The sequence below is a fragment of the Paenirhodobacter populi genome, assembly GCF_004022215.1.
GTDB classification, from domain to species: domain Bacteria; phylum Pseudomonadota; class Alphaproteobacteria; order Rhodobacterales; family Rhodobacteraceae; genus Rhodobacter; species Rhodobacter populi.
This window is the reverse complement of record NZ_SAUZ01000010.1, coordinates 156,556-170,509: the sequence shown is the minus strand read 5'-3', so window position 1 is coordinate 170,509 and position 13,954 is coordinate 156,556. Positions and strand designations below refer to the sequence as shown.

The window sequence follows — 13,954 nt, the reverse complement described above, 5'->3', positions numbered from 1 at the left end:
CTTCGCCAGATCGAGCCCGACAGTGGTAATCTCCGACATGACCGCTCTCCTATGTGGATCCTTGCAGGCCCACCTTGGCACACAGATGCCGTCGGAGGGCGGTCACATCATCAGAGCCCTCGTCACCGACAACGGTTGTTTCAAGTCGAAAGTCTTCACCGATTGCTGCGCCGAGCTGGGCATCATCCTGGAACGCACCATGGCCGGGCATCCCGCCTTGCGCGGGCGGGTCGAGCGTTTCTTCCGGACCGCAATCGAAGGGGTCTGCAGCCGGCTGTCCGGGCGCACCTTCGCCAATGTTCTGGAGCGCGGCGACCATGATGCGGAAGAACGGGCCTGTCTCGACACCAACGACCTGTGCTTCGCTCTGGTTCGCTGGATCGTCGATGTCTATCACAACACCCCGCATGAGGGTCTCGGCGGCCTCACGCCCCTCGAGCAATGGCGGCGCGATCACGCACAGGGCAACTTCCCGCTTCATGCAGCCCCCGACCAGCGCCGCAAGCGTCTCGCCTTGGGCGTTGCCCTGAAGCGCAAGCTGCACAAGGATGGGCTGACCATCCTCGGCATCCGCTACCACTCGGAGGAACTGGCTGCTTCGTTCGCACACAACGGCGGCCAGGTGTTGGACCTGCGCTGGAGCCATACCGATCTCGGCGCGATCGAGGTGTTCTTCGATGACCGCCGGAACGAGGTCCTTTCTGTTCACGAAACCGCCGATGGCGAGCGTCCATTCGATGGCCTCATCGCACAGGAATGGATCGTGACGCGGCGTGCGCTGGCCGCTCGCGACGAAAAACAGAAGATCTGGGATGAAGCTGCGGTTGCCGAGGCGATGAAGGAAATCCGCGCGATGAATGCGGCCCGCCAACTTGCCGTTCAAATCGTGGACAAAAACTGGAATCAGGAAGACCTTGACAAGAAGGATGCCTCGCTTTTCGCCGGGTTCCGCATCCGCTCCTCGCGCCCGCAAACCCGACATTCCGATGATGGCTATGGCCGGTCGATCGAACCGATCGCACCCGAAGGGGCCGATCCGACCCCCGCTCCCCGCAATGGCAACAACTGGAAGATTAAGGGCTGATCTCATCACCCATGAGATCTCGCCGCCGGAGGCGGCCTCGACAATCATCCGATCAGGATCACCATCCTTCGGACTATCCCGCTGCATTCCGGTCTGAAACGCCGACCGGTCGACCGGCGGGACAGACGAAAGGGAATACCCCTTGCGGGATATTCCCTGTTTCAGCGCGGCGGCGCGTCTCAGCCGTGCAGGTCGAAGCGGTCGAGGTTGGTCACCTTCGTCCAGGCGGCGACGAAGTCGTTGACGAACTTCTCCTTCGCATCGGCGGCGGCATAGACCTCGGCCAGGGCACGCAGGACCGAATTGGAACCGAAGACCAGATCGACCCGGGTTCCCGTCCATTTCGGCGCGCCGGTGGTGCGGTCGCGGCCCTCGAACAGGTCATTGGCCTCGGTGAGCGGCTTCCATTGCGTGCGCATGTCGAGCAGGTTGACGAAGAAGTCGTTGCTCAGCACGCCCGGCCGATCGGTCAGGATGCCGGTGTCGGAGCCGTCGGCGTTGATGTTGATCGCGCGCAGGCCGCCGATCAGCACCGTCAGTTCGGGCGCCGTCAGGGTCAGTTGCTGCGCCTTGTCGATCAGCACCTCCTCGGCGGGAACGGAGACGCCGGCCTTCTGGTAGTTGCGGAACCCGTCGGCGACCGGCTCCATTACCGCGAAGGAATGGACATCCGTCTGTTCCTGCGAGGCATCCGTCCGGCCCGGCGAGAACGGCACCGTCACGGCGACGCCCGCGGCCTGCGCCGCCTGTTCCACCCCGGCATTGCCGGCGATCACGATCAGATCGGCGAGCGAGACCTTCTTGCCGCCCCCGGCGTTCTGGTCGAACTCGGCCTTGACGCCTTCCAGCACCTCCAGCACCCGCGCCAGCTGCTCGGGCCGGTTGACTTCCCAGTCCTTCTGCGGGGCCAGCCGGACACGCGCGCCATTGGCGCCGCCACGCTTGTCGCCGCCGCGGAAGGTCGAGGCCGAGGCCCAGGCCGTGGCCACCAGTTCGGAGACGTTCAGCCCCGAGGTCAGCACCCGCGCCTTGAGCGCATCCACATCCGCCGCATCGATCAGCGGGTGATCCACGGCGGGCACCGGATCCTGCCAGATCAGCTCTTCCTTCGGCACTTCCGGCCCGAGGTAGCGCGCGCGCGGCCCCAGATCGCGGTGGGTCAGCTTGAACCAGGCACGGGCGAAGGCCTCGGCGAAGGCCTGCGGATGTTCGAGGAACCGGCGCGAGATCTTTTCGTAGACCGGATCGAAGCGCAGCGACAGGTCCGTGGTCAGCATCGTCGGCTTGCGCTTCTTCGTCGGATCATGCGCATCGGGGATGATTTCCGGCGCGTCCTTGGCTTCCCACTGGATGGCGCCTGCCGGGCTGCGGGTCTGCACCCATTCGAACTTGAACAGGTTCTCGAAGAAGAAATTGCTCCACTGCGCCGGGGTCTGGGTCCAGATGACCTCAAGGCCGCTGCCGATCGCGTCGGCGCCGCTGCCGGTGCCGTAGTCGCTGTTCCAGCCAAGGCCCTGCGCCTCCAGCCCCGCGGCCTCGGGCTCCGGTCCCTTGTGGGATTCGGACGCGGCGCCGTGAGTCTTGCCGAAGGTATGGCCGCCGCCGATCAGCGCCACCGTTTCCTCGTCGTTCATCGCCATGCGCGCGAAGGTTTCGCGGATGAAGGCGGCGGCCGAGATCGGGTCGCCATTGGCGTTCGGCCCCTCGGGGTTGACGTAGATCAGGCCCATTTCCGTGGCGCTGAGCGGCTCTTCGAACGTGTCCAGCGGCCGATGCTGCAGCCAGGTCTTTTCAAAGCCCCAGTTCACGTCCAGATCCGGTTCCCACGTATCCGCGCGCCCGGCGCCAAAGCCGAAGGTGCGGAAGCCCATGGTTTCGAGCGCGACATTGCCGGTCAGGATCAGCAGGTCGGCCCAGGAGATCGCCTGACCGTATTTCTGCTTGATCGGCCACAGCAGGCGGCGCGACTTGTCGATGTTGACGTTGTCGGGCCAGCTGTTGAGCGGCGCGAACCGCTGCTGCCCGCGCCCGCCGCCGCCGCGACCGTCGGCCAGCCGGTAGGTGCCCGCCGCGTGCCAGGACATGCGGATGAACTGCGGACCGTAATTGCCGAAATCCGCCGGCCACCAGTCCTGTGAATCGGTCATCAGCTTGCGCAGGTCGCTCTTCAGCGCCTCGTAGTCGAGTTTCTCGAATTCCTTCCGGTAGTCGAACGACGGATCCAGCGGATCGGATTTCGACGAATGCTGGTTCAGCAGATCGACGCGGAGCTGCTTGGGCCACCAGTCACCGTTCTGCGTGCCGGTGCCGGCGAGGGGCTTGCGGGAATGGCCCGGATAGGGGCATTTGGCTTCGGTAGTCACGGCTTCTCCTTCGCTTGCTGGTTGATGAGCGCATCGCAGTCCTGGCAGATGCCGCGGAAGACGATGCTGGCTTCGATGATGCGCATGCCATGCGTGTCGTCCGGCTCAAGGCACGGCGCATGGCCCACGACGCAATCGACATCCTCGATGCGGCCGCAGTGGATGCACTGGATGTGATGGTGGTTGTCCTCGATCCGCGTTTCATATCGGGCGCTGGCGGAATCGGGCAGGCTGATGCGGCGGATCAGGCCCTTGCCGGACAGGTCCTGCACGATCAGGTGCACCGCCTGAAGCGAGACCGTGGGCAGCGCGGGCCGGATGGCCTGAAAGACCGTTTCGGCATCGCTGTGCGGGTGGTCATGCAGGAATTCCAGCACCGCCATGCGCTGCGCGGTGGCGCGCAGGCCCCTGCCCCGCAGGAGCTGCGCCCAGTCATGGGCGTGGTGGTGGGAATCATGGGCGGTTGAATGTGTCATGCGGGTAGCTTTAGCAGTTGTTTTTAGTAGTTCAATATAAATAACTCCTAAAATCATCTGACAGCGATGCGGATACCGAAGGAGGGGGCCAGCCCCCTCTTTGCGCTGAAGCGCAAATTCACCCCCGGGATATTTATGGAAGAATGAAGGCCACTGGGCCGGTCCGGCGGTGAAGGGATGCAGTTTCCATGGCAGGGCGTCCGGTCGCGCGGTCTGCGCACCGGGCGCTCTGTCGGGGCGGGGTCAGCGCGCCGCGCCGATCGGCTGGACATAGGTCACGATCGCGCTTTCGGGCAGCGACAGCGCCTCGGCGATCGCCTCGCGGTTCGCCGAGCCGCCGATCAGGCAGGTGCCCAGCCCTTCGGCCGCGCAGGCCAGATAGACGTTCTGCGCCGAGATGGCGGCGTTGACATGGGCGCCGATGGCCAGCGCCTGTTCATCCGCCCCTTCGGCCGCCGCGCGCAGCTTTTCCCCGTCCGAGACGTAGATCAGCAGCGCCGGGGCGCGGGCGACGAAGGCCGCGTCGCTCGATCCGGCGCGGATGTCGGTTTCGCCCACCTGTTCCAGCGTGTTGGTTTCATGGGCATGGCGGAACACGCCTTCGGCGGTGGCGACATAGATCACCGTGTCATGCGCGCTGCGCCAGGTGGGCGCAGTCTGGCCACCGGTTTCCGGGCGGTTCACCCCGTTCGCCGCCCAGAGGATGCGCAGAAGCTGATCCTCGGGGACGGGGGCGGTGCCATAGCGGCGCACCGACTGGCGTGCCTCCAGCGCGGCGCGCAGGGTCATGTCGTCGATGGCCGCATGAGCGGGCGCGGCGCCGATGGCCGCGACCGGGGTGGCCCCGGCGGCGGCAATGAACAGGCGGCGGTTCAGTTGGGTCATGTCATTCTCCTCTCACGTTGAAACGGGTCAGCGCCACTGTGTCGACAGGGCGCGCAGGACGTCGGTGCGGCTGATCTGGCCGACGAGGCGGCCTTCGAGCATCACCGGGAAACGGCGGTAGGCGCTGTTGACGAAACGCTCGGCCGCGCCGACGAGGTCGAGCGTCGCCTCCAGCGTTTCGGGTTGGGGGCTCATCATGTCCGCGACGGTGCCGCCCCATTCCTTGTAATAGGCGGCGTTCAGCGCGGCCCTGAGGCAGTCGCGCTTGGACAGCACGCCGACGAGCCGCCCCTCGGCATCCAGCACGCAGGCGCCGGAAACGCCGGTGTCCAGCAGGATGGTGACGGCGCGGATGATCTCCATCCCGTCGGTCAGGGTGACGAGCTCGGTCTGCATGTGGTCGGCGACGGTGGCGATGGTTTCGGTCATGGCTTCCCCTCCTTTCGCGGGCAGGCGGCGCAGGCATTGCCGCAGGCCAGCCCACCGCACGATCCCTTCAGCGGCGCGCGCCGGCACAGGACGCCAAGACCCAGCCCCAGCATGGCCAGCGCGAAGACGACAAGGCTCAGGATCACGGTCTGCATGGCATTCCCCTCAGGCCAGATGCGCGGCGAAAGCCGCATTCGATGCGGCGCGCAGGCCGCCTGCGTCGCGGATCAGGTAGAGCACGCCGACCCCCTGCGCCTGTGCGAAGTCAAGCCCGCGTTCCTCCCCCATCACCCAGAGCGCGGTGGCCAGCGCATCGGCCCGCATCGCCGTTTCCGCGATGACCGAGACCGAGGCGATGTCGCCGCGCACCGGCGCGCGGGTGGCGGGGTCGATCGTGTGGCTGTAGCGCCGCCCGCCCATGTCGATCCGGTTCACCGCATCGCCCGAGGTGGCGACCGCACCCTCGCGCAACCGGATGCGGTCGTGCACCCCGCCCGCCAGCGGATCGGCGATGCCGATGGGCCAGCCGCCGTCGGCGGCCAGTCCCTCGGCCCGGATCTCGCCGCCGATTTCGATCAGGAAATCCCCGGTTTCGGCGCGCAGCAGATCCGCGATCCGGTCGGCCGCATACCCCTTGGCGATGCCGCACAGGTCGAGCGTCACCGCGCCCTCGCGCGTCAGCCGGTCGCCCTCGCAGGCGATGCGCCGCCAGTCGGCGCGTTCCGGGCCGGTGATCGGGCCGAAGCCGTAGCGGTGGACCGCCGGCCCCACCGTCGGATCGAAGGCCCCGCCGCTTGCCTGCGCGGTGGCCAGCGCCGCCCCCGCCACGCGGGCGAAATCGGGGGAGACCTGCATCGCGGGCATGAGGGTGTTGAAACGGGTGATCTCGCTGTCCGGGCGGAAGGGGCTCATCGCCCGGTCCACCTGCGCGAGCGTGGCGGCGATGCGCCGCGCCGTCGCCCGCGGATCGGTCAGCCCCGGCGTCACCACATGCCAGTCCGTCCCGAAGGCCCGCCCCGACAGCCGCAGCCGCTCTCCAGCCAGTGCCGCGCCGGGCATCAGCCCCACCCCGGCAAGCCCCGCCAGCACCAGACGCCGCGTCGGCCTAGATCCCGAAGTCATCATTGTGGATGTCCTCCCTGTCAACGCCGCAGTCGGCCAGCATCGCATAGACCGCCTGGATCATCAGCGGCGGCCCGCACAGATAGTATTCGCAGACCTCGGGCGCCGGATGATCGGCAAGATAGCGGCGGAACACCACGTCATGGATGAAGCCGGTTTCCCCCTGCCAGTCGTCGTCCCGCGCGGGTTGCGACAGCGCGGGCATCCAGCGGAAATTCGGATATCGCGCCGCCAGCGCCTCGAATTCGTCGGTGTAGAAGAGTTCCGCCCGGCTGCGCGCGCCATACCAGAAGCTGATCTTCCGCGCGGTTCCCACCTGTTCGAGCTGTTCGTGGATCATCGCGCGCAGGGGCGCCATGCCGACCCCGCCGCCGATGAAGATCATCTCGCGGTCCGTGTCGCGCACGCGGAAGTCGCCATAGGGGCCGGCGATCTCCACGCTGTCGCCCTCGCGCAGGCCGAAAAGCCAGGAGGACACAACCCCGGGCGGCGCATCGGGCGCACCGGGCGGCGGCGTGGCCAGCCGGATGTTCAGAACGACGAACCCCCGGTCCGCCGGGCGCGAGGCCACGGAATAGGCGCGCGACACCGGCGCCCCGCTTTCCGCGGTCAGCGCCCGCAGGCCGAGCCGGTCCCATTCGTCGCGGAATTCCTCGGGCAGTTCGATATCGGCATAGGCCAGACGATAGGCCGGCGCCGTGACCTGCACGAAGTTCCCGGCACGGAAATCGAAGACCGCGCCCTCGGGCAATGCCAGCACGATTTCGCGGATCAGCGGCGTCAGGCTGGTGACCCGCGCCACCCGGCATTCGTGGGTAGCGGAACCCAGAACATCCTCGGGCACCGACAGCGCCATATCGCCGCGCACCGTGACCTGACAGGCAAGCCGCACCCCGGCGCGCAGATCGGCAGGCGACAGGCGGGCGGTTTCCGTCGCAAGCGGGCCCTGCGTGCCGGTCACGTCGCTGACCCGGCACAGCCCGCAGGTGCCCTGCCCGGCGCAGCCCGAGGGCACCGGGATCCCCGCGCCGTTCAGCAGGTCGAGCAGCTTTTCATTGCTGCGCCCGGCGATCCGGCGCTGCCCGTTGATCGTCAGCGTCACCGGCCGCGAGGGCAGCAGCCGGTTGCGCACCCCCTGCAGCGCCAGCGCCAGCGCCACGGTCAGCGCGATGAGAAAGATGAGGGCCACAAGGATCTCGGTCACAGGCTCACCCCCACGAAGGCGGAAAAGCCCATCGACATGATCCCCGCCACGATGAAGGCGGCGCCCAGCCCCTCAAGCCCCTTCGGCATGTCGGCATAGCGCAGCCTTTCGCGGATCGCGGCGAAGGCGGTGATCGCCAGCGCCCAGCCGATGCCGGTGCCCAGCCCGTAGACCACGCTTTGGGTAAAGGTATAGTCGCGCTCGACCATGAACAGGCTGCCGCCGATGATCGCGCAGTTGATCGCCAGAAGCGGCAAGTAGATCCCCATCGCGGCGTAAAGCTTCGGCGCATAGCGGTCGAGCACCATTTCCAGCACCTGCACCATCGCGGCGACGATGCCGATGAAGGTGATCAGCCGCAGGAACCCCAGATCGACCCCGGCAAGCCCCGCCCATGCCAGCGCCCCCGGCCCCAGCACCCATGTATACAGCAGGTTGTTCAGCGGCACGCTCAGCCCCTGCACCACGATCAGCGACAGCCCGACGCCCGCCGCCGTCTCGACCCGCCGCGACACGGCGAGGAAGGTGCACATGCCCAGAAAGAACGACAGCGCGAGGTTTTCCGCGAATATCGCACGCTGGAACAGGTCGATCATGGCCGGGCCTCCTTCTCGCTTTCGCGCAGGGCGAATTCGCGCGCCTCGGCCAGACGCGGGCGGGCGGCATGCAGCGCCCAGACCATCAGGCCGAGGATGATGAAGGCCGAAGGCGCCAGCAGCATCAGCCGCAGCGGCACGAACCAGCCGCCCTCCGCCTGCGGGATCAGCACCTGCGCCCCGAACAGCGTTCCCGCCCCCAGCAGTTCGCGGATCGCCGCCACCACCATCAGCACGAGGCTGTAGCCCAGCCCGTTGCCGAAGGCGTCGATCATGCTGGGCACCGGGGGGTTGTGCATCGCATAGGCCTCGGTCCGGCCAAGGACGATGCAGTTCGTCGCGATCAGCGAGACGAAGACGGTCAGCCGCTGGCTCATTTCCCACGCGAAGGCCTGCAACAACTGATCCGCCACGATCACCAGCGAGGCGATGATCGTCAGCTGCACGATGATGCGGATCTGGCCGGGGATATGGGCGCGGATGGCGCTGATGATCCCGGCGGAGAGCGTGACCACCACCGTCAGCGCCACCGACATGGTCAGCGCCGTGGACATCGAGGTGGTCACCGCCAGCGCCGAGCAGATGCCAAGGATATGCACCGCGACCGGGTTCTTGTCGATCAGCGGATCGGAAAGCTGTCTCAGCGCCATGCCGTTCCCTCCCTGAGGTTTTCGAGGAAGGGGCCGAAGCCTTCGGGCCCCATCCAGAAATGCACCATGTCGATCGCCCCGTAGCCGGTGACAGAGGCGCCCGAGATCGCCTCGACCTCATAGGGGCCCTGCGCGCCGGGGGTGATGTCGATGGCGATGCCGCTGTCGTCGGCGATCCGCTTGCCGACCCAGCCCGCGCCGAAGGCCGGATCGGCGACGCGCGAGCCAAGCCCCGGCGTTTCCGCCTGATCGTAGACGGTGAATGCCGCGACGGTGTTCAGATCGCCCTCCAGCGCCAGATAGGCGCGGATGGTGGACTGATAGCCCGCGCCGCGCACCGGTAGGATGACCAGCACCGGGCGGTCGCCCTCGCGCACCATCCAGACGAGGGATTCATTCTCCCGCCGGCCGATGGCGGCAAGGTCGGCGGCGGGCGGCAGCGCGGTGCTGCGCGCGGGGTCGGCGGCGGCGGCGTCCTGATCGAAATCCACCGGGTCGGTGTCCGAGATCCGCCCCTCGGCCAGATCGACGACGAAGGTTTCCACCCCGCCGCGCGGCAAGAGTTCGGCGATGCCCGGCACGCCTTCCAGCATCGCGGTCATCTGCCCCGCGCGGGCGGCCAGCCGGTTTTCCTGCTGGATCGGGCGCAGCACCACCGCCGTCACCGATACCGCCAGCCCGCAGGTCGCCGCGACCAGCGCGGCGATGCCGACGCTTTTCACCGGATCGGTGTTCGGGCGGGCAAGGAAGCGCCGCCACGGGTTCGGTCGGCGCTCAGCCATGACGCAGCCTCCTTTCCCGCCGCCGCAGCCGGGCGACCTGCACCGCCAGCGCCAGATGGTCGATCAGCGGCGCGAAGACCGAGGTGAGCAGCGTGGCGAACACCAGCGCCCCGAAGGCCGGCCCGGCGGTGGCGAACAGCGCCGCTGTCCCCCCGGCCAGCAGCCCGCAGATCCACCGCCCCGCCGCCGTCGCGCCCGAGGTCACCGGATCCGCCGTCAGATACAGCACCGCCAGCACCAGCGCGCCGGACATCAGCGGCGCCAGCGGATCGGCCCCCGTCAGCCACGACAGCCCCGCAAGCCCCGCCGCCGCGCCCAGCACCGTGCCGACCGGCGCCTGCCCGGTGGCGATCAGCACCACCACCGCGGGCAGCGCCGTCCACAGCGGCAGCTCGGGCCCCGCGCGATAGGGCTGATCGGCGAAGGAAAAGATCAGGAAGGCCAGCACCAGCACCACCGGCTGCACGAAGGACCGCCCCCGCCCGCCAAAAACCGCCTCGCCCAGCACCACGCCGAAGCTGAGGCCGATCACCAGTTGCCAGTGCGGCGCCGTGTCGGGCACGAACAGCGCCACCAGCGCCGCCGTCGCCGCGCCGTGCAGGCTCAGCCCTTGCCCGCGCAGCCGGGCGAACAGCGCCTGCCAGCCGAAGACCACGATCAGGCACAGCGCCAGCCTTGGGCCAAGCCACGGGTCCCCCTGCGCACGCCAGATCACCGGAATGAGCAGCGCCAGCAGCGCCGGGAGATCATCCCTGAACAGCCCCGGGCGCATCATCATGCCTCCGCCTCCAGATCGTCCAGCGTCTGGCGCAGCAGCGCGGTGTAATCCGTGCCCTGCCGCCCGAAGCGGGCGTTGAGCAGGGCCAGATCCTCCTCGATCAGCCCGAGCGCACCCAGTCTGCGCGCCGTCTCGACATCCCCGGCGGCAAGGGCGCGCAGGAAGGGCACCGGGGCGATCCCGGGCGGCGCCAGCCGTTCGTCGAGCGCATTGGGGATCAGCGCCGGCCGCGCCGCATGCGCAAGCTGGCGCAGCCAGCCCCGCCCCGGTTCGCGCAGCCGGTGGCGCAGCGCGGTGACCTGCCGGATGTCGCGGCGCAGGAAGGGCACGGGCAGCCCATCCTCGGCCCCGCCCGCCACCAGCCGCGTCGACCCCGCGATCAGCCGGCCCGCCGCGATGTCATGCAGACGCGCGCCGGGCGGCACGGCCAGCAGCTCGGGCCGCAGGACGCCGGAGCCGGACAGCGCCACGATCCGGTGCCGCCAGATCCGCCCGGTTTCCAGCAGGCAGCCGAGCGCGATGACATCCTGCCAGCCGATCTGCCAGACGCTGCCGCCATGGGCGACGGGATGCAGCGCATGGACATGCGCGCCGGGCAGCCCGCCCGGCCCGTCGGGAAAGCCGCGCGGCGTCACGCCCGGAACCTGCGGGGGCGGATGCCCGCGCCGGTGGCACAGCCATGTCCGTCCCGGCGTCAGCGCGGTCAGCGCCGCAAGGCCGGGGCGGAACCATGGCTCATATTCCGCGATGACGGCAGCCGCATCGGGGGCACCACGCCGCGCCTCGGTCGCGGTGACGAAGAGCGCATCGGGCGTGGTCGCCGGATTGGGCACCCGGCCAAAAGGCCGCGCCCGCAGCGCCGTCCAGAGCCCGCTTTGCACCATCAGCGCGATCAGCCCCTCGCGGCTACCGGCGGCGGTCGTGTCGAATTCCAGCGCCTCATCCCCGCCGGCCCGGATTTCGAGCGCCGAGATTCCGCGCCGCGGCCCCGGCTCCAGCCGCACGACCTCCCCCGCGACGGGGGCGACAAGGACGATCCACGGCCGCCTGCGATCGGACAGCAGCCGCGATCCGGCCGCGACCCTTTGCCCCTCGGCCACCGCCAGCACCGGCCGCAGGGCCGCCAGATCGCTGCCGACAAATCCGAGCGTGCCGTGCAGGCGCACGTCTCCCACCGGCCCCGCCACCAGCGGGACACGGCTCGGTCGCCATGGAAAGCCCATTCCTCATCCTCCGTCGTCGCTACCGGCCAAGGCCGGCACGGCGGAAGCGCGCATGCTCCCGGTTTCCTCTCTCGGTTGTCAGTCTGCGCGGGATTCGCCGAAAGCGACATGATTCAGGTCAATATGGCGGAAATGACCGCAACGACCCTGACCTCCGCGAGATGCATGGCCGGGGAAACCTTGCCATGCAACAGCGGGAATTGCTTATCCAAAACATCAGGATAAGCTTTCAAAACATTGTTTTATTTAAAAATAAAGAACTCTCCCGATACCGGAAGAGGCGATCCGGGACTGCGGCGACGCAGCGATGGCCCATTTCATCGGATACGCCGCCGCAACGGCTCCCCGCCGCCCGTCCTGCCCGAGACGCCGCCCCGGCTCAGAACGCCTTGAAGGTCATCGTCGTCAGGGTGCGGCTGATGCCCGGAATGTCGAACAGCTTCTCGTTCAGGAAATGACCGGGATCGGCATCCTCGGGGATGTAGATCTTGGCGATCAGGTCGAACTCGCCCGAGGTGGAATAAAGCTCGCTCACCACCTCGCGTTCATAGATCGCGTCGGCAACCTCGTAGGTCTTGCCGGGAATGCAGCGGAACTGGACGAATACACAGCGCATGGGGGCCTCCTGTCTGGGGACACGATAGGGCGCGCGCCGGGAAAGGGAAAGGGCTCAGCTCTCCACCTCGGCCTCAAGCCGCAAGGCGGCGGGGCCGGCGGGCAGATCGTCGATCGACAGCGGCGCCGAGGGCCGCGCGAGCCGCGCCCGCGTCACCCACAACAGCCGGTTTTCGGCCCGCGTGATGGCGACATAGGCGAGGCGCTTCCACAGCGGGATCCCCGCCTCGGTCCGGCCGGCGCGGGCGGCGGCGTAAAGGTCGGGGGCGAAGACCTGCACATCGCGCCACTGGCTGCCCTGCGCCTTGTGGATCGTCACGGCGGCACCATGCAGGAAGGCCGCGCCCATCCGCGCGGCGGAGGGGATGAAGGGCTCTTCTTCATCCGGCAGCTCGATCTTGATGATCGAGGCGGCGGAGAGGCGCGGGTCTTCCGCCCCCATCACGTGGATGCGCGCGAAGCCGGGCTTCTTGCCGGGGCCGAGGTAGATCACCTGCGCCCCCTTGATAAGCCCGCGCGCCTCAAGGTCTATGCGCTTCTTGCGGTGCTTCAAGGGCAGCTCGATCCCGTCGCAGATCAGCGGCTCACCGGGCAAAAGCGCGTCCGCCGGCGCGCCATGCGCGGCGCGGAACGCCTGTATCAGCCGGATCCGCGTCGCGTTGCGCCACACCAGCACCGGGGACCGCGCCATCAGGTCGCTTTCCACCCGCTCGGCCCAGACGATGCGCGGATCAGCGGCGGCCATCCTTTCCACCATCCGCTCGAACGCCTCGAAGGTCAGGCTTTCGTCCGCCAACGCATGGGCGAGGTCGAGGATCGGGTTGTCCTCCGCCTGCCGGTGAATGCGGTGCAGGATATGCTTGCTCTCCTCGGGCAGACGCTCAAAGCTCATCTCGCCCGACTGGTTGACGGGGGCAAGCTGCGCCGGATCACCGAACAGCACCAGCGTCGAAAAGATCTCGCGCAGGTCGTCGAACTGCCGTTCGTCGAGCATCGAGGCCTCATCGACAAAGCCGATGTCCAGGGGATCCTCGCGCCGCTTCCAGCCCTGAATGAAATCGGACCCCCGCAGCCCGGCCGAGGCAAGCGCCCCGGGAATGGACTTGTGCAGGTCATAGAACGCCTTGGCGCGGTCCAGCACCTCTTCCGTCAGGCCCATGTCGCCCAGAAGGTCGGGCTTCGGCCGGTCGCCCTGCCCCGCCAGCCATTCGGCGATGCGCTCATATTCGGGATCGTAGACCGGGGTGTAGAGAATGCGGTGGATCGTCGTCGCCGGCACGCCGCGCGAGCGCAGCACCGAGGCCGCCTTGTTCGTCGGCGCAAGGATCGCGAGCGTCCGGCGCTCCTTCTTCTTGCGGCCCTCGAAATCGCCGGAAACGATCTCGACCCCGGCTTCGAGCAACGCCCGGTAAAGCCGCGACAGCAGCATGGTCTTGCCCGAGCCGGCCTTGCCGATCACCGACAGCACGCGCCGCTCCCCGCCCTCCGGCGTCAGCGACCCGTCGAGGATATCGACACCCGCCGCTTCGAGCGCGCCGGCCACGGCATCCCATGCCTCGGCCTGATCGTCGGAAAACTGGATTGCGGGAGGCGTCGGGGATGCGGTCATGGGATCAGTCTACAGGGCGGCGAAAGGCGCGGAAAGGCCCGGCGCGGCGTTTTGTGCGCCCGCAAGCGATCCTCCCTCTCGCGCGCACCGGCCCCCCGCAACTCCGCCCTCTTCCCATCATTCTTCCATAAATATCCC

The 13,954-nt window shown here is 68.1% G+C and carries 15 protein-coding genes; 1 reads left to right on the top strand and 14 read right to left on the bottom strand.

Annotated features, from left to right (window positions below):
• Window positions 1-1,084: Mu transposase C-terminal domain-containing protein (locus D2T30_RS10115; RefSeq protein ID WP_206612908.1), on the top strand; the 1,084-nt coding region annotated here is incomplete at its 5' end.
• Window positions 1,085-1,263: 179 nt separating this feature from the next.
• On the opposite strand, the gene katG is transcribed toward D2T30_RS10115, so the two are convergent.
• From katG to D2T30_RS10050, 14 genes are all read right to left on the bottom strand, one after another.
• Window positions 1,264-3,447 carry a catalase/peroxidase HPI gene (gene katG / locus D2T30_RS10110; RefSeq protein WP_128208770.1) on the bottom strand — a complete coding sequence of 728 codons (2,184 nt, stop codon included), beginning with the start codon at window positions 3,445-3,447 and terminating at the stop codon, window positions 1,264-1,266.
• Window positions 3,444-3,923, bottom strand: coding sequence for a Fur family transcriptional regulator (locus tag D2T30_RS10105; protein WP_128208769.1), 480 nt, complete (start codon window positions 3,921-3,923; stop codon window positions 3,444-3,446). Before D2T30_RS10105 ends, katG begins: the two co-directional genes overlap by 4 nt.
• A 243-nt stretch (window positions 3,924-4,166) precedes the next feature.
• A complete protein-coding gene (locus D2T30_RS10100) occupies window positions 4,167-4,808 on the bottom strand; it encodes a nitroreductase family protein (protein ID WP_128187519.1) in 642 nt (213 codons plus the stop codon).
• A gap of 27 nt (window positions 4,809-4,835) precedes the next feature.
• A complete protein-coding gene (locus D2T30_RS10095) occupies window positions 4,836-5,237 on the bottom strand; it encodes a CBS domain-containing protein (protein WP_128208768.1) in 402 nt (133 codons plus the stop codon).
• Window positions 5,234-5,392 carry a hypothetical protein gene (locus tag D2T30_RS23065; protein ID WP_164882310.1) on the bottom strand — a complete coding sequence of 53 codons (159 nt, stop codon included), beginning with the start codon at window positions 5,390-5,392 and terminating at the stop codon, window positions 5,234-5,236. Before D2T30_RS23065 ends, D2T30_RS10095 begins: the two co-directional genes overlap by 4 nt.
• A gap of 10 nt (window positions 5,393-5,402) precedes the next feature.
• Window positions 5,403-6,362, bottom strand: a complete 960-nt coding sequence (locus D2T30_RS10090; RefSeq protein ID WP_164884275.1) for an FAD:protein FMN transferase — start codon at window positions 6,360-6,362, stop codon at window positions 5,403-5,405.
• On the bottom strand, window positions 6,343-7,563 hold the full coding sequence (gene nqrF, locus D2T30_RS10085) for an NADH:ubiquinone reductase (Na(+)-transporting) subunit F (protein ID WP_128208766.1): 1,221 nt from the start codon (window positions 7,561-7,563) through the stop codon (window positions 6,343-6,345). Before nqrF ends, D2T30_RS10090 begins: the two co-directional genes overlap by 20 nt.
• The gene (gene nqrE, locus D2T30_RS10080) at window positions 7,560-8,159 is read right to left on the bottom strand and encodes an NADH:ubiquinone reductase (Na(+)-transporting) subunit E (protein WP_128187527.1); all 600 of its coding nucleotides are present in this window, start codon (window positions 8,157-8,159) and stop codon (window positions 7,560-7,562) included. Before nqrE ends, nqrF begins: the two co-directional genes overlap by 4 nt.
• Window positions 8,156-8,809, bottom strand: coding sequence for an NADH:ubiquinone reductase (Na(+)-transporting) subunit D (locus D2T30_RS10075; protein WP_128208765.1), 654 nt, complete (start codon window positions 8,807-8,809; stop codon window positions 8,156-8,158). The genes nqrE and D2T30_RS10075 overlap by 4 nt, the downstream gene beginning before the upstream one ends.
• Window positions 8,800-9,591 carry an FMN-binding protein gene (locus D2T30_RS10070; RefSeq protein WP_128208764.1) on the bottom strand — a complete coding sequence of 264 codons (792 nt, stop codon included), beginning with the start codon at window positions 9,589-9,591 and terminating at the stop codon, window positions 8,800-8,802. The genes D2T30_RS10075 and D2T30_RS10070 overlap by 10 nt, the downstream gene beginning before the upstream one ends.
• Window positions 9,584-10,369 carry an RnfABCDGE type electron transport complex subunit D gene (locus tag D2T30_RS10065; RefSeq protein WP_128208763.1) on the bottom strand — a complete coding sequence of 262 codons (786 nt, stop codon included), beginning with the start codon at window positions 10,367-10,369 and terminating at the stop codon, window positions 9,584-9,586. The genes D2T30_RS10070 and D2T30_RS10065 overlap by 8 nt, the downstream gene beginning before the upstream one ends.
• The gene (locus tag D2T30_RS10060) at window positions 10,366-11,592 is read right to left on the bottom strand and encodes a hypothetical protein (protein WP_128208762.1); all 1,227 of its coding nucleotides are present in this window, start codon (window positions 11,590-11,592) and stop codon (window positions 10,366-10,368) included. The genes D2T30_RS10065 and D2T30_RS10060 overlap by 4 nt, the downstream gene beginning before the upstream one ends.
• Before the next feature lie 379 nt (window positions 11,593-11,971).
• A complete protein-coding gene (locus tag D2T30_RS10055; RefSeq protein WP_128187537.1) occupies window positions 11,972-12,208 on the bottom strand; it encodes an Lrp/AsnC ligand binding domain-containing protein in 237 nt (78 codons plus the stop codon).
• A gap of 54 nt (window positions 12,209-12,262) precedes the next feature.
• The gene (locus D2T30_RS10050; RefSeq protein WP_128208761.1) at window positions 12,263-13,816 is read right to left on the bottom strand and encodes an ATP-dependent DNA helicase; all 1,554 of its coding nucleotides are present in this window, start codon (window positions 13,814-13,816) and stop codon (window positions 12,263-12,265) included.
• Window positions 13,817-13,954 lie beyond the last annotated feature (138 nt).

Bases quoted from the DNA above. Each gene is read 5' to 3' on its own strand.
- D2T30_RS10105 (WP_128208769.1), bottom strand. From the start codon at position 3,923: ATGACACATTCAACCGCCCATGATTCCCACCACCACGCCCATGACTGG.
- D2T30_RS10100 (WP_128187519.1), bottom strand. From the start codon at position 4,808: ATGACCCAACTGAACCGCCGCCTGTTCATTGCCGCCGCCGGGGCCACC.
- D2T30_RS10095 (WP_128208768.1), bottom strand. From the start codon at position 5,237: ATGACCGAAACCATCGCCACCGTCGCCGACCACATGCAGACCGAGCTC.
- D2T30_RS23065 (WP_164882310.1), bottom strand. From the start codon at position 5,392: ATGCAGACCGTGATCCTGAGCCTTGTCGTCTTCGCGCTGGCCATGCTG.
- D2T30_RS10090 (WP_164884275.1), bottom strand. From the start codon at position 6,362: ATGATGACTTCGGGATCTAGGCCGACGCGGCGTCTGGTGCTGGCGGGG.
- nqrE (WP_128187527.1), bottom strand. From the start codon at position 8,159: ATGATCGACCTGTTCCAGCGTGCGATATTCGCGGAAAACCTCGCGCTG.
- D2T30_RS10075 (WP_128208765.1), bottom strand. From the start codon at position 8,809: ATGGCGCTGAGACAGCTTTCCGATCCGCTGATCGACAAGAACCCGGTC.
- D2T30_RS10070 (WP_128208764.1), bottom strand. From the start codon at position 9,591: ATGGCTGAGCGCCGACCGAACCCGTGGCGGCGCTTCCTTGCCCGCCCG.
- D2T30_RS10065 (WP_128208763.1), bottom strand. From the start codon at position 10,369: ATGATGATGCGCCCGGGGCTGTTCAGGGATGATCTCCCGGCGCTGCTG.
- D2T30_RS10060 (WP_128208762.1), bottom strand. From the start codon at position 11,592: ATGGGCTTTCCATGGCGACCGAGCCGTGTCCCGCTGGTGGCGGGGCCG.
- D2T30_RS10055 (WP_128187537.1), bottom strand. From the start codon at position 12,208: ATGCGCTGTGTATTCGTCCAGTTCCGCTGCATTCCCGGCAAGACCTAC.
- D2T30_RS10050 (WP_128208761.1), bottom strand. From the start codon at position 13,816: ATGACCGCATCCCCGACGCCTCCCGCAATCCAGTTTTCCGACGATCAG.